Origin of the sequence: Streptomyces sp. NPDC025273 (genome assembly GCF_040638585.1) — a bacterium.
GTDB classification, from domain to species: Bacteria; Actinomycetota; Actinomycetes; order Streptomycetales; family Streptomycetaceae; genus Streptomyces; species Streptomyces cinereorectus.
The window spans coordinates 631,122-644,672 of the sequence record NZ_JBEZYP010000001.1 but is presented as its reverse complement, the minus strand read 5'-3'; the positions used below and the strand labels follow the sequence as shown (position 1 = coordinate 644,672).

Genomic DNA, 13,551 nt, shown 5'->3' with positions numbered 1-13,551 from the left:
GTTCCATGACCCGTACCAGCAGACGCACCGTCCTGGCGGCCACGGCGGCCGCCGGGCTGGCCGTGGCGGCAGGCGCCCCCGCGCACGCCGCGACGGGCGGACGCGCCCCGTCGAAGGAACTGTTCGGCACGCTCGACGACGGGACGAAGGTGTACCGCTGGACGCTCGTCAACGGCGGGACCCGGCTGAAGGTCCTCTCGTACGGCGGGATTGTCCAGTCTCTGGAGATCCCCGACCGGCGCGGCCGGACGGCGAACGTCTCGCTCGGCTTCGCCGGCCTCCCGGACTACGTGGCGAAGTCCCCCTATTTCGGCGGGCTGATCGGGCGGTACGGGAACCGCATCGCGCAGGGCCGGTTCACTTTGGACGGGGCGACCCACCAACTGCCGGTCAACGACGGCCCCCACAGCCTGCACGGCGGCGACCGGGGCTTCGACAAACGGGTCTGGGACATTGAGCCGTTCACCGCGCGCGGTGAGGTCGGCCTGGTGCTGACCCGGACCTCCCCGGACGGAGAGGCGGGCTACCCGGGCACCCTCGCCGTCCGCGTCGTCTACACGCTGACGGCGCGCGGCGCGTGGCGCATCGACTACACGGCCACCACCGACCGGGCCACGGTCCTCAACCTCACCAGCCACACCTACTTCAACCTGGCGGGCGAGGGCAGCGGGAGCGCCGACGCGCACCTGCTGGAGCTGGCCGCCTCGCGCTACACCCCCGTCGGCGCGACGCTCATCCCGACCGGCGAGCTCGCGAGGGTGGCGCGCACACCGTTCGACTTCCGGCGGCCGAGAGCCGTCGGGGAGGCCGTCCGCACACCGCACGAGCAGATCGGCCACGGACAGGGCATCGACCACAACTACGTACTGGACAAGGGGATCACGGCCCGCCCCGAGTACGCGCTGACCGTGACCGACCCCGGCTCGGGCCGGGTGATGAAGATGTACACGACCGAGCCCGGCATGCAGGTCTACACGGGGAACTTCCTGGACGGCACGCTGACCGGGACCTCGGGCCGGGTGTACCGGCAGGGCGACGCGTTCTGCCTGGAGTCCCAGCACTTCCCGGACTCCCCCAACCAGCCGTCGTTCCCCTCGACGGTGCTGCGCCCCGGTGCCACGTACCGGTCGACGACGGTGCACGCGTTCTCGGCACGCTGACCACGGGCGGCTCCCTCTTCCGTGCGGAGGGGGAGCCGCCCGGTGTGCTCAGACCAGCCGGATCATGTTCCAGGACAACGGCTCCAGGGCGGCCGTCAGCGTGCCGCCGGCCAGCACGGTCCCCTCGGCCGGGTGCGGCGCGACCCGCTCGGGCTCGGCGAGGGTGTTGCGCGCCTCGGGGTCGGCGTCGGCGATCACCTGGTGCTCGGCGACGGCACTCAGGTCCATTGCGCGCAGGGCGACTTCGAGCGGCAGCGCCGTGTCCTGGCTGCGGTTGACCGCGAAGACGGTGACGGCCCCGGACTCCGGGTCGCGCACGGCGGTGGCGTGCAGCAGATCCGCCTCGCCGTACTTCGCCGTCCCGTACGTGGGCGAGTCCACCCGCACGTCCAGTACCTGGCCACGCCCGTGGCGCGCGGCCTGTGCGAAGGGGAAGAAGGTCGTCTGGCGCCAGGCGGGACCGCCGGGCTCGGTCATGATCGGCGCGATCACGTTGACCAGCTGGGCGAGGCAGGCGACGGTGACCCGGTCGGCGTGGCGCAGCAGCGCGATGAGGAGGCTGCCGAGGACGACGGCGTCCGTGACGCTGTAGTTGTCCTCCAGCAGTCGCGGGGCCTCGGGCCAGTCCAGCGGGTTCTCCGCCGCGTCCTGCTGGAAGCGGGCCATGTACCAGACGTTCCACTCGTCGAAGGAGAGGTTGATCTTCTTCGTCGACTTGAGCCGGGCACCGATGTGGTCGCAGGTGGCGACGACGCTCTCGATGAAGGACTCCATGTCCACGGCCGAGGCGAGGAAGGAGTCGCGGTCGCCGTCGGTCTCCTCGTAGTAGGCGTGCAGGGAGACGTGGTCGACGAGGTCGTACGTCTCGGCGAGGACCGTCGCCTCCCACGCGGCGAAGGTCGGCATGGCGCGGCTGGAGGAGCCGCAGGCGACGAGTTCGACGGACGGGTCCATCTGGCGCATCGCGCGCGCCGTCTCCGCGGCGAGGCGCCCGTACTCCTCGGCGGTCTTGTGGCCGGTCTGCCAGGGTCCGTCCATCTCGTTGCCCAGGCACCACAGCCTGATCCCGAAGGGGTCCTTGTCGCCGTGCGCGATGCGGCGGTCGGACAGTTCGGTGCCGGAGGGGTGGTTGGCGTACTCCTGGAGCTGGATGGCTTCCTGGACACCGCGGGTACCGAGGTTGACGGCGAGCATCGGTTCGGCCTGCGGGCCGATCTTCCGGAGGAAGCCGATGTACTCGGAGAGGCCGAAGCGGTTCGTCTCGGTGGAGCGCCACGCGAGGTCGAGACGGCGGGGGCGCTCGTCGGCGGGGCCGACGCTGTCCTCCCAGCGGTAGCCGGAGACGAAGTTGCCGCCGGGGTAACGGATGGCGGTGACGCCGAGTTCGCGGACGAGGTCCAGGACGTCGGTGCGCAGTCCCGCCTCGTCGGCGGAGGGGTGGCCGGGTTCGTGGATGCCGTCGTAGACGCAGCGGCCGAGGTGTTCGACGAAGGATCCGAAGAGCCGGGGGTTCACCTCGCCGACGGTGAAGGCGGGGTCGAGGGTGAAGCGCGCGGTGCGGGTCATGACTTCCTCACGGGTCGACTGCCTACCGATCACGGACGTTCGATATTTCGAATGACGCTCGTAACTTCGAACGGACCGTAGATTCCCCTCTCGCCGGAGGTCAATGCCCTTGCGCGATCTCACGGCGGGTCACGTCCGAGGGCCGCACCCCGGCGTGACGGGATGCGGCCCTCGGACGTACGCGGAGCAGGATGAGGCGACCGACGGCTCGGCCCGGATGTCGCCGTGGGTCACCTTGGAGCAGGCGCACCCCGTGCGCCGGGACTCGCGCCCACGACCGCCCGCGCCCGCCTCAGCGCGCGGTGTCGAGCGAGACGATCATCTTGCCGGTGTTCTCGCCGCGCAGCAGGCCGAGGAACGCGTCGAAGCCGTTCTCGATCCCTTCGACCTTCGTCTCCGCGTACTTGAGCTCACCGGAGGCCAGCCATCCGGCCACCTCCTGGACGAACTGCGGCTGCAGGGCCGCGTGGTCGCCGACCAGCATGCCCTGGAGGCGCAGCCGCTTGCCGATGACCATCGCGAGGTTGCGCGGGGCCGGGGTGGGCTCCGTGGCGTTGTACTGCGCGATCATTCCGCAGATGGTGGCGCGGCCGTGCACGTTGAACGAGGAGATCGCGGCCTCCAGGTGCTCGCCGCCGACGTTGTCGAAGTAGACGTCGATGCCGTCCGGGGCGGCCTCGCGGAGCTGGTCCCTGACGGGCCCTTCCTTGTAGTTGAAGGCGGCGTCGAAGCCGTACCCCTCGACGAGGAGCTTGACCTTCTCGTCGGAGCCGGCCGAACCGATGACCCGGGAGGCGCCCTTGATCTTCGCCATCTGACCGACCTGGCTGCCGACCGCACCGGCCGCGCCGGACACGAAGACGGCGTCGCCCTCCTTGAAGGACGCGACCTCGAACAGGCCCGCGTAGGCGGTCAGACCGGTCATGCCGAGCACGCCGAGGTACGCGGAGAGCGGGGCGAGCGAGGCGTCGACCTTCACCGCGTGCTTGGCGGGGACGTCGGCGTACTCGCGCCAGCCGAGGCCGTGCAGGACGTGGTCGCCCACGGCGAAGCCTTCGGCGCCGGACGCGACGACCTCGCCGACCGCGCCGCCGTCCATGGGGTGGTCGAGCTTGAAGGGCGGGGTGTACGACTTCACGTCGTTCATCCGGCCGCGCATGTAGGGGTCGACCGAGAAGTACAGGTTGCGGACGAGGACGCGGCCCTCGCCGGGAGCGGTCACCGGCGCCTCACGCAGCGCGAAATCCGAGGCCTCGGGCCAGCCGTGCGGGCGGGCGACGAGGTGCCATTCACGGCTGGACGTGGGAAGTGCTGCAGACATGGGCTCGGGTTCTCCTCGATGGCTCACGGGGCGGGAAGCGAAGAATGCTTCATGATGTGAAACAACCATGCTCCCGAATATTTCACCTTGTCAAGTAATTGGGTAAGCTGAGTGTCATGGCCACCTCGCGCTCGGATCCGCTGACCCTCGACGTCATAGAACTCATCGGCGGCGTCGTGGCGCGCTACCACGAGGAGTACGACCGGGCCGCGGCCACGCACGCACTGACCGGCGCCCAGGCACGGGTGCTCGGTCTGCTCTCCCTCGAACCGATGCCCATGCGCAAGGTCGCCCGGAAGCTCAAGTGCGAACCGTCGAACATCACGGGCATAGTCGACCGCCTGGAGCTCCGCGGCCTGGTGGAGCGCCGCCCCGACCCGGCCGACCGGCGGGTGAAGCTGGCCGCCCCGACCGCGGAGGGCATCCGGACGGCCCGGCAGCTGCGCGACGCGCTGGACTTCGCCCGGGAGCCGCTCGCGGAGCTGTCCACGGCTGAGCGCACGGTGCTGCGCGACCTGCTCCGCCGGATGCTCGGCACGGCGGCGGAGGGCAGCGGCTCCTAGAGCCCTCCCGGGCGCCTGCCGGGGTGCTGCCCCAGGTGCGCCCGGCGGTGCCCTCTCAGGTGCAGAACCAGAGCCACCGGGTACAGGTCTCGCTCGGCGACGGGGTGGGTCCGGGGTCCTCCGGAGGCTCCGGCTGCGTCGGGTCCACGGTCGGCGCCGGGCTCGACGACCCGGCGGGCGGCTCGGAGCCGTCCGGGTCCGGGGGCGTGGAGGGTGAGGACGAGGGCGGCGGGGCGTCCGCGGAAGCCGGGTCCGACGCGGAGGGCCCGGGCCCGTCCGGCTCCGCGGAGCCGGACGGATCCCCTTCCGGGGAGCGGGAACCGGGCACCGGGACCGTGGTGGGCGCGTCCACCGGCCCCGGGGCGTCGTCGGGCACGCTGCTCGCCGAGGGGTCCGGGACGGCTTCGGCGGCGGAGGCCGAGGACTCGCTCACGTACTGCGCGGCGCCGTCGTCACCGCCGGGCTCGATGGCCAGCTCGGCCAGGCTCAGCGCCCCGACGGCCAGCAGCACCCCGAGCGCGGCCAGCAGCACCCCGCGCCCGCGGCGCCGGTGCGCCCGACGGCCACGCCCCCGGGCGGCGGCGTCCCGGGCACGACGGCGGTGCCCGCCGGCCCCGACGGGCTCGAGGGTTTCACCCGGCCGCTCCGGCTCGTGACCGGAGTACGCCGGGCCGGCGTAGGGGACCAGCGCCTCGGCGGGGGTTCCGCAACCGGCGCAGGCCAGGGCGCCGTTGAGGTGCCGTCGGCACGGGTGGCAGTAGTCCATGTCGCCCGCAGACTAGACGGGCGAGGAAGGACGGAGGAAGCCGCACAGGTGAGGATCCTGTGTGGAATACCGGATTCCGGCGTGCGCCGTCCGATACGCGTGAGACGCGGCAGGATGGGCGCCATGACCGCTCCCGCCCCGTTCGGGCCGCTCCAGTTCCAGCTCGTCCTGCTGCGCCGGATGTCCGACCACCAGCCCGGCCTGGTGGAGGACGCCCGGCACGAGCTGAGCGCCTCGCTCGCCGAGATGCGGGAGGCGAACCGCCGCTGGCAGGCCATGCTGCGCGCCCCGCGCGGCCGGGGCGCACTGCGCCGCTACCGCTCGGTGCTCGGCGAGCCGGAGAGCTCGGTACGCCGCGAGGCCGGCGATCTGGAATACGAGGCCCTGCTGTGGCCGCTGCCGCTCTGGCCCGGTCTGCGGTTCGAGGTGATGGCCGGCCCCGGCGGTGCCGTGTGGAACGAATGGCTGGTCCGCGCCCCGGGAGCGGCCGGCCCCGAGCTGCGCACCGTCGGGGACCTTCGCCCGTGGTCCTGCACCGTGGACGAGGTGGCCAGGGCCTTCGCGCCGGTCCGCCCGATGGAGGGCAGTGCGCCGACCCGTTGGGCACTCGCCCTCACCGACCCCGTCGACCACCGGCCGTACGTCGCCGAGTTCACCTGGGGCCTGTTCCAGAGGCTGCTTCCCGGCGGCTCCTGACATCTGGCGGCCCGTCAGCCCGGTTCCCCCCTACGGCTCACCCAGCGCGCGCCGCCCCCTCCGCGGCGGGACGATGCCAGGAGAGCCGGCTGCCGCCGGTGCCCCCCGTCAGCGCTCTCGGGAGACCTGCCGTGACCGTCAGTCTTGAGCAGTTGCGCCGTTGCCATGTCGCCGTCGACCTCGGGGCCGCGAGGACCCGCGTGTACATCAAGGGGGTGGGGCTCGTCGTCGACGAGCCCAGTGTCGCCGCCGTGAACACCCGTACCGGCTCGCTCATCGCCGTCGGTGCCCTCGCCGAGCAGATGACCGGCCGTACGCCCGGGTACATCCGGGTGGTCCGCCCGGTCTCCGGCGGGACCGTCGTCGACATCGAGATGGCCCAGCGCATGCTGCGCCACCTGCTGGGCGAGAAGCTCCGCCGCCAGCTGCGCCGCAAGCCCCGGCTGCGTGCCGCGGCGTGCACCCCGCACGACGCCGATCCGCTGGCACAGCGGGCGACGGTCGAGACTCTCGTGGGACTCGGTGCGCGCCGGGTCGAGCTGGTCGACACCCTGATCGCCGCGGCCGTCGGCTGCGGGCTGCCGGTGGAACAGCCCACCGCCACCATGATCATGGTGTGCGGGGCGGCCACCACGCAGATCGCGGTGCTCTCGCTCGGCTCGATCGTGACGGCCGTCCGCATCCCGATCGGCGGCGAGGCCATCGACCAGGCGGTCATCCAGCATCTGCGCCAGCACCACGAACTGATGCTGCCCAGCCAGTCCGTGCGCCCCCTGCAACTGGCGCTCCGGGGCAACGGGCTGACGCTCGGCGGCCCGGCGACGACCGAGATCCACGGCCGCGACGTGGCCACCGGCCTGGCCCGTTCGGTCCAGGTCGACACCGCCGCCGTACGGCAGGCGATCCACACCCCGCTCACCGCCGTGCTCGACGGCCTGGGCAAGGTGCTGCGCGACTGCCCGCCCGATCTGGTGGCCGACATCGCGGACTCCGGGATCATGATGGTCGGGGGCAGCGCCCTGCTGCCCGGGCTCGACCAGATGCTGCGCGAGGCGACGCGCGTGCCGGTGCACATCGCCGAGCGCCCCGATGTGTGCTCCGTGCTCGGGCTCGGCGCCATGCTGGACGGCAAGGTCCAGCCGCTGGTCCTCGATCCGCTCGCCGGCTGAGATCCTCCGGCGATCCCCGTGGCCGAGACCGGTCTCGAACTGCGGACCACCCTCCAGCACCTCGTGGACACCGCCACCGCGCTGACCGGTGCACGCTACGGCGCCCTGGCCGTCCTCGACCCGGACAGCCACCGCGTCGTCGACCTGTTCACCACCGGTCTGACCGAGGCCGAACGGCGGCGCATCGGCCGTCTCCCGGACGGCCGCACGGGTGTCCTCGGGGCCCTCGTCGACGACCCGCGACCGCTGCGTCTGGACGATCTGACCACAGACCCGCGCTCCTGCGGCGTGCCTCCGGGGCACCCACCGATGCACTCCTTCCTCGGCTCCCCCATCCGGGTGCACACCGAGGTGCTCGGCACTCTCTGCGTCACCGGGAAGAGCTCGGGGCACTTCACCGACACGGACACGGCGCTGCTGCGGCTGCTCGCCTCCCAGGCCGGTGCGGCGATCGGCGGCGCCCATCTGTACGAGGTGGCACGGCAGCGGGAGCAGTGGATCGAGGGAGCCGCCGCCGTCACCAGGGTGCTGCTGGCCGGCACCGGCACGACGGACGCCCTGATGACCGTCGCCGAGCGGGCCAGGGTGCTCGCCGGCGCGTCGGCCGGGGTGATCCTCCAGCCGACCGGGGACGGCGGGATGGAGATCGTCGCCGCCTCCACCCGCGACGACCCGGCCGGCCTCGTCGGCACCGTCATCGAGCCGGGCTCCCCCGTCCTCGTCCAGCTGCTGGGCGGCGAGGAGGTGTTCATCGAGGACTCGGCGACCGATCCGCGGATGACGACGCACGTACGGTCCCGGTTCGGCCCCAGCATGATGCTGCCGCTGCAGAGCGGCGGGCGGCTCATCGGCACCCTCGCCCTGCCCCGGCGTCGCGGCGGCCCGCCGTACACGGCGGTGGACCGGCTGCTGGCCTCGCAGTTCGCCTCCCAGGCCGCGCTGGCCCTGGTGATGGCGGACGCCCAGCACTACCGGGAGCAGCTCGCCGTCTACGAGGACCGCGACCGGATCGCCCGCGATCTGCACGACCTCGTCGTGCAGCGGCTCTTCGCGACGGAGATGATGCTGGAGTCGACCCGCCGCAAGGCCCTGACGGACGACAGCGAGACCGCCGGGCTGCTGGCGACGGCGGTCGACGAGCTGGACTCCACGATCCAGGAGGTGCGGACCGCGATCTTCGCGCTGCAGCAGCCGCCGGCCGACGCCCCCACCACCTTCCGCGGCAAGGTGCTGCGCGAGACGGGCGGTGCGGCCGCGGTGCTGGGTTTCCAGCCGTCGGTGCACTTCACGGGGGCGGTGGACGCCCTGGTGCCGGAGCCGGTGGAGGGGCAGCTGCTCGGTGTGCTGCGCGGGGCGCTCGCCGCGGCGCACCGCCGGACGGGGGTGTCGGCCATCGAGGTGGAGGTGGACGCGACGGCACGGCTGCCCGACGGGCGCGCGGCGGTGCGTCTGGTGGTCGCGGACGACGGGCGCACCGGGAGCGGCGCCCGGTCGCCGACCGTCATCTGGCAGGCGCCGCTCTGAGCGCGATGCGCGTGTTGGAGTGGGCGACGCCGGCGTCCCGCTTCAGTCGGCGCAGCAGGGCGTCCAGGGAACCGGGGTCGGCGGCCGTGGCCCGTACGAGATAGTCGTGGCCGCCCGTCACGTGCACCACCTCGGTGATGCCCGGCAGGGTGAGCACGGCGCGCTCGAACTCCTCGTTCGACGTGTCCAGGCGCAGGGACACGTCGATGAAGACGACGAGCCCCGACCGGGTGTCGGCGGCCGGGTCGACGATGACCGTGAAACCGCGGATCACCCCGTCGCGGCGCATGCGGCGTACGCGGTCGCCCGCCGCGTTGGCGCTGAGCCCCACGCGTACGCCCAGGTCGCGGTACGAGATCCGGGCGTCCTCCTGGAGAATGCCGAGGATCTCTCTGTCCAGACGGTCCATACCTGCGATTGTGGCAGCCCGGGCCCGGAAGCGGCGGGTGAGCGGTGCCCGTCCGGGCCCCGGGCGTGGCCCCGGCCCTAGGCGCGTCTGCCGGAGAGGGCTTCCCCGGATGGCTCAGTCCGGCGGGCCCCGGCGGGGCCGCGACCGTTGACTTGGCCCGTGGACACAGCCGTCGAGCAGGCCTCAGCCCCGGACCGGGAACTGCCCGCCGCCTACCGGAACCTGATCATGGCCACGGTCGGCTTCACCCTCACCTTCTGGGCATGGAACCTGATCGCGCCGATGTCCGGGGACTACAAGGAGCGGCTCGGGCTCGACTCGATCCAGCAGTCGTTCCTCGTCGCGGTGCCCGTGCTCGTCGGTTCGCTGGGCCGTATCCCGGTGGGCGCGCTGACCGACAAGTTCGGTGCGCGGCTGATGTTCCCCATGGTGTCTGCGCTGACGATCGTCCCCGTGCTGCTGCTGATCTGGGCGAAGGACTCCTACGGGGCGATGCTCGCCGTCGGCTTCCTGCTCGGTATGGGCGGTACGACGTTCGCGATCGGCATCCCGCTCGTCAACTCGTGGTTCCCGCCAGCGAAGCGGGGGCTCGCCCTCGGTGTGTTCGGGATGGGCATGGGCGGCGTCGCGCTGTCCGGCTACTTCACGCCCCGTATCGCGGAGCACGGGGACGATCTCCCGTTCCTGATCGTCGCCGGGGCGCTCGTGGTGTACTCGCTGCTGGCCGCCGTCCTGATCAGGGACCGCCCGGGCCGGAAGATTCCGGCAGACTCGCTCGCCCACCGGCTGGGGCAGGCGGGGCGACTGCGGGTCACCTGGGAGCTGTCCGCGCTGTACGCGATCGGCTTCGGCGGCATCGTCGCCTTCGGGGTCTACCTGCCGACGTACCTGAAGACCTGGTACGACATGTCACCGACCGAGGCGGGCACCAAGGCGGCCGGGTTCGCGCTGGTCACGGTGATCTTCCGGCCGGTCGGCGGCTGGCTCTCGGACCGGATCCATCCGGCCGTGGTCGCGGCGGCGGCGCTGCTGGCCGCGGCGCTCATGGCGATCGTCCAGGCCTTCGACCCCGGTCTGGATCCGGTCGGCACGATCGCGCTGCTCTGCATGGCGGCCGGGCTCGGCACCGCGAGCGGCAGCGTCTTCGCCCTGGTCTCGCAGGTGACACCGCAGGCCAGGGTGGGCAGCGTGACGGGCATCGTCGGTGCGATGGGCGGTCTCGGCGGTTTCGTACCGCCGCTGGTGATGGGCGCGATCTACAGCGCGAAGGAGTCGTACTCGATCGGCTTCATGCTGCTGTCCGACGTGGCGCTGGCCGGGTGTGTGTACGCGTACGGGCGGATGCGGACCCTGCGGCCGGTGGACTGAGCGGGCAGGCGTACGAGCGCCTCGCCGGTGCCCGGCTCCGGAGTGGCGCACATCTCCAGCCGGATTCCTCCGGCGCCGGAGCCGGTTGGCCCTAGGCTCGGAGCGTGATCTCTCTTCTGCCTGCGCTCTGCGAGACGTCCGGCTCAGCCGCTTCCCGGGAGGCCGTCCGGTTCGGCGGACACGCCCTGACCTACGCACAGCTGGCCGGCGCCTCCGCCTCGCTCGCGGGCCGGATCGCGGGCGCGGGGCGGGTCGCCGTCTGGGCCACCTCCACCCCGGAGACGGTGGTCGCGGTGGTGGCGGCCCTGCGGGCGGGGGTGCCCGCCGTGCCGCTCAACCCGAGGACGGGCGGGCAGGAGCTGGCGCACATCCTCGCCGACAGCACGCCCTCGGTGGTGCTGGCCGGGTCCGGCGACGAGCTGCCCGCCGCACTGGGCGGGCTGGAGCGGATCGACGTCGACATCGCGGTGGTGTCCCCCCACGCGCCGCTGCCCGAGCCGTCCCCGGAGTCCCCCGCCCTGATCGTGTACACCTCCGGCACGACGGGTCCGCCGAAGGGCGCGGTGCTCCCCCGTCGGGCGGTCGCCGCCTCGCTGGACGCGCTGGAGGACGCGTGGCAGTGGACCGGCGACGACGTCCTCGTGCACGCCCTGCCGCTGTTCCATGTGCACGGACTGATCCTGGGCGTCATCGGCCCCCTGCGGCGGGGCGGTTCGGTGCGCCACCTCGGCCGGTTCACCGCCGAGGGAGTGGCCCGGGAGCTGCTCGCCGGGGGCACGATGCTGTTCGGCGTCCCCACGATGTACCACCGGCTGGCGGGGGCGCTGTCCGATCCGGCCGTCTCCGGGAGCCTCACCAAGGCCCTGGCGGGCGCCCGGCTGCTGGTCTCCGGCTCGGCGGCGCTGCCGGTCCACGACCACGAGCGGATCGCGGCGGCCACCGGCCGCCGGGTCATCGAGCGGTACGGGATGACGGAGACGCTGATGAACACGGCTGTACGGGCCGACGGCGCCGCGCGCGCGGGGACGGTCGGCCCGCCGCTGTCCGGCGTGGAGCTGCGGCTCGTCGAGGAGGACGGCACCGTGCTCGACGACCCCACGTCCATCGGCGAGATCCAGGTACGCGGCCCGAACCTCTTCACCGGCTATCTGAACCGCCCCGACGCGACGGCTGCCGCCTTCACCGGGGACGGCTGGTTCCGTACGGGCGACATGGCCACGATCGACCCCGACGGCTACGTACGGATCGTCGGGCGGAAGGCCACCGATCTGATCAAGAGCGGCGGTTACAAGATCGGCGCGGGCGAGATCGAGAACGCGCTGCTGGACCACCCCGGGGTGCGCGAGGCCGCCGTCACCGGGGAGCCGGACGCCGATCTCGGCGAACGGATCGTCGCGTGGGTGGTGCCGGCCGACCCGGGGTCGCCGCCGGGTGAGCGGGAGCTGGCGGACCATGTGGCGGACCTGCTGGCCCCGCACAAGCGGCCGCGCGTCGTCCACCACCTCGACGTCCTGCCCCGCAACGAGCTGGGAAAGATCATGAAGAGGTCGCTCGGTGCCTAGCGCGCACGGCGAAGGCCGCGTATCGGCGAGGGAGGCGATCGCCGCTCTCACCGGGAGCTTCACCGAGCACCGTCCGCCCGAGCACCCTGCGCGGGCGGACGGCCCGCTCGGCTGGAGCGGTTACGACGACTCCCGGGCCCGCGCCGCGGCCCGGACCGGCGAGGAGGAGTCCGTCCTCTACGGGGTCGCCACCGTCGAGGGCCTGTCCTGTGTCCTGGTCTCCTTCGAATTCGGCTTCCTGGGCGGCTCGCTGGGCGGGCGCACGGGGGACCGGCTGGAGGCGGCATACGCGCTCGCCGGTGAACGGCGCCTGCCGCTCGTCTCGCTCGTCGCGACCGGGGGCAGCCGGATGCAGGAGGGCATGATCGCGCTGATACAGCTCCAGCGGGTGGCCCGCGCCTCGGCACGGCTGCGCGCGGCGGGGCTGGCGCAGATCGCGGTGCTGCGGGATCCGACGACCGGTGGCGGCTGGGCGACCGTGGGGGCGGGTGCCGATGTGGTGCTGGCGCTGCCGGGGGCCCAGATCGGGTTCGCCGGGTCCCGGGTACGGCCCGCCGACGCGGACCCGTACGCCTACTCGGCCGAGGGACAGCTGGCGGCGGGCCAGGTCGACGCGGTCGTGCCGGCCGGGGAGCTGTCCGGGACGCTGGGCCGCTGGCTGTCCGTGCTCACGGTCGCCGGACCGGCGCCGGCACCGGCACCGGTCCCGGCCGCGCTGTCGGGCACGGCGCTCCCGGCGACCGGCTGGGACGCGGTACGGCAGGCCCGTGCGGCGGTGCGGCCCCGGGCCGGGGCGTACCTGGACGCATACTTCGACTTCCGGCTGCCCCTGAACGGCGACCGGTGCGGCGGCAGCGATCCGGGGCTGCTCTGCGGGGCGGGACTGCACGACGGACGGCCCGTGGTGTACGTGGCCCAGTGCGGCACCGCGACCCGCCCGGCCGGCTACCGGACGGCGGCCCGGGTGATCCGTCTCGCGGACCGGCTCGGCCTTCCGGTGCTGACCCTGATCGACACCCCCGGCGCGGCCAACGACGCGGAGGCGGAACGGGCGGGCGCGGGTGCGGCGATCGCCGACACCTTCGCGGCGATCGCGGCCGCCCGGGTGCCGGTGACGACCCTGGTCATCGGCGAGGGCGGCTCGGGGGGCGCGCTGGCCCTCGCCTCCCCGGACCGCACCCATGTCACCGCGGACAGCTATTTCTCGGTGATCGCACCGGAGCTGGCGGCCGCCATCCTGAAGCGCGGCCCCGCGGAGGTGCGCGCCACCGCGGACCAGCTCCGCATCCGCCCTCAGGACCTGGTGGACCTGGGGGTGGCCCGCTCGGTCGTGGGCCCGGCCCCGCTGACCTGAGGCCGCCGCGGCGTGGGCTCGGGGTGTCGTGCACCGCTACGGCCGCGGGCTCCGGGCGTCGTACCGTGGCGCGGCCCGCGCCGCCGCGGCCCG

The 13,551-nt window shown here is 73.2% G+C and carries 12 protein-coding genes; 8 read left to right on the top strand and 4 right to left on the bottom strand.

The window, feature by feature from the left end; translation table 11 throughout:
* The first annotated feature begins 5 nt into the window (after positions 1-5).
* On the top strand, positions 6-1,160 hold the full coding sequence (locus tag AB0F38_RS02755) for an aldose epimerase family protein (protein ID WP_361885527.1): 1,155 nt from the start codon (positions 6-8) through the stop codon (positions 1,158-1,160).
* Between the two features lie 48 nt (positions 1,161-1,208).
* On the opposite strand, the gene AB0F38_RS02750 is transcribed toward AB0F38_RS02755, so the two are convergent.
* The gene (locus AB0F38_RS02750) at positions 1,209-2,726 is read right to left on the bottom strand and encodes an alpha-N-arabinofuranosidase (RefSeq protein WP_361885524.1); all 1,518 of its coding nucleotides are present in this window, start codon (positions 2,724-2,726) and stop codon (positions 1,209-1,211) included.
* Positions 2,727-3,018: 292 nt separating this feature from the next.
* A complete protein-coding gene (locus AB0F38_RS02745; protein WP_361885521.1) occupies positions 3,019-4,047 on the bottom strand; it encodes an NADP-dependent oxidoreductase in 1,029 nt (342 codons plus the stop codon).
* A 116-nt stretch (positions 4,048-4,163) separates the two neighbouring features.
* Between AB0F38_RS02745 and AB0F38_RS02740 the strand changes: the two genes are divergently transcribed.
* The gene (locus tag AB0F38_RS02740; RefSeq protein ID WP_361885518.1) at positions 4,164-4,610 is read left to right on the top strand and encodes a MarR family transcriptional regulator; all 447 of its coding nucleotides are present in this window, start codon (positions 4,164-4,166) and stop codon (positions 4,608-4,610) included.
* Between the two features lie 55 nt (positions 4,611-4,665).
* Here AB0F38_RS02740 and AB0F38_RS02735 read toward each other — a convergent pair whose 3' ends face one another.
* On the bottom strand, positions 4,666-5,376 hold the full coding sequence (locus tag AB0F38_RS02735) for a hypothetical protein (RefSeq protein WP_361885515.1): 711 nt from the start codon (positions 5,374-5,376) through the stop codon (positions 4,666-4,668).
* A 123-nt stretch (positions 5,377-5,499) separates the two neighbouring features.
* Here AB0F38_RS02735 and AB0F38_RS02730 point away from each other — a divergent pair, with 123 nt between their 5' ends.
* The 3 genes from AB0F38_RS02730 (at position 5,500) to AB0F38_RS02720 (ending at position 8,765) form a co-directional block, all read left to right on the top strand.
* Positions 5,500-6,072 carry a hypothetical protein gene (locus AB0F38_RS02730; RefSeq protein ID WP_361885512.1) on the top strand — a complete coding sequence of 191 codons (573 nt, stop codon included), beginning with the start codon at positions 5,500-5,502 and terminating at the stop codon, positions 6,070-6,072.
* 131 nt (positions 6,073-6,203) lie between these two features.
* Positions 6,204-7,241, top strand: coding sequence for a rod shape-determining protein (locus tag AB0F38_RS02725; protein WP_361885509.1), 1,038 nt, complete (start codon positions 6,204-6,206; stop codon positions 7,239-7,241).
* Positions 7,242-7,259: 18 nt separating this feature from the next.
* Positions 7,260-8,765, top strand: coding sequence for a GAF domain-containing protein (locus tag AB0F38_RS02720; RefSeq protein WP_361885506.1), 1,506 nt, complete (start codon positions 7,260-7,262; stop codon positions 8,763-8,765).
* On the opposite strand, the gene AB0F38_RS02715 is transcribed toward AB0F38_RS02720, so the two are convergent.
* The gene (locus AB0F38_RS02715) at positions 8,743-9,174 is read right to left on the bottom strand and encodes an Lrp/AsnC family transcriptional regulator (RefSeq protein WP_361885503.1); all 432 of its coding nucleotides are present in this window, start codon (positions 9,172-9,174) and stop codon (positions 8,743-8,745) included. The genes AB0F38_RS02720 and AB0F38_RS02715 overlap by 23 nt on opposite strands.
* A gap of 228 nt (positions 9,175-9,402) precedes the next feature.
* On the opposite strand from AB0F38_RS02715, the gene AB0F38_RS02710 reads away from it, so the two are divergent.
* From AB0F38_RS02710 to AB0F38_RS02700, 3 genes are all read left to right on the top strand, one after another.
* Positions 9,403-10,542: an MFS transporter gene (locus tag AB0F38_RS02710; RefSeq protein ID WP_361886727.1), complete on the top strand. Its 1,140-nt coding sequence runs from the start codon at positions 9,403-9,405 to the stop codon at positions 10,540-10,542.
* A gap of 104 nt (positions 10,543-10,646) precedes the next feature.
* Positions 10,647-12,104, top strand: a complete 1,458-nt coding sequence (locus tag AB0F38_RS02705) for an acyl-CoA synthetase (RefSeq protein ID WP_361885501.1) — start codon at positions 10,647-10,649, stop codon at positions 12,102-12,104.
* Entirely contained in the window at positions 12,097-13,458 is a 1,362-nt protein-coding gene (locus AB0F38_RS02700) for a carboxyl transferase domain-containing protein (protein ID WP_361885498.1), read from the top strand. Before AB0F38_RS02705 ends, AB0F38_RS02700 begins: the two co-directional genes overlap by 8 nt.
* Positions 13,459-13,551: the final 93 nt, after the last annotated feature.

Coding starts and splice junctions, on each gene's coding strand:
- AB0F38_RS02750 (WP_361885524.1), bottom strand. CDS start 2,726: ATGACCCGCACCGCGCGCTTCACCCTCGACCCCGCCTTCACCGTCGGC.
- AB0F38_RS02745 (WP_361885521.1), bottom strand. CDS start 4,047: ATGTCTGCAGCACTTCCCACGTCCAGCCGTGAATGGCACCTCGTCGCC.
- AB0F38_RS02730 (WP_361885512.1), top strand. CDS start 5,500: ATGACCGCTCCCGCCCCGTTCGGGCCGCTCCAGTTCCAGCTCGTCCTG.
- AB0F38_RS02710 (WP_361886727.1), top strand. CDS start 9,403: ATGGCCACGGTCGGCTTCACCCTCACCTTCTGGGCATGGAACCTGATC.
- AB0F38_RS02715 (WP_361885503.1), bottom strand. CDS start 9,174: ATGGACCGTCTGGACAGAGAGATCCTCGGCATTCTCCAGGAGGACGCC.
- AB0F38_RS02740 (WP_361885518.1), top strand. CDS start 4,164: ATGGCCACCTCGCGCTCGGATCCGCTGACCCTCGACGTCATAGAACTC.
- AB0F38_RS02755 (WP_361885527.1), top strand. CDS start 6: ATGACCCGTACCAGCAGACGCACCGTCCTGGCGGCCACGGCGGCCGCC.
- AB0F38_RS02735 (WP_361885515.1), bottom strand. CDS start 5,376: ATGGACTACTGCCACCCGTGCCGACGGCACCTCAACGGCGCCCTGGCC.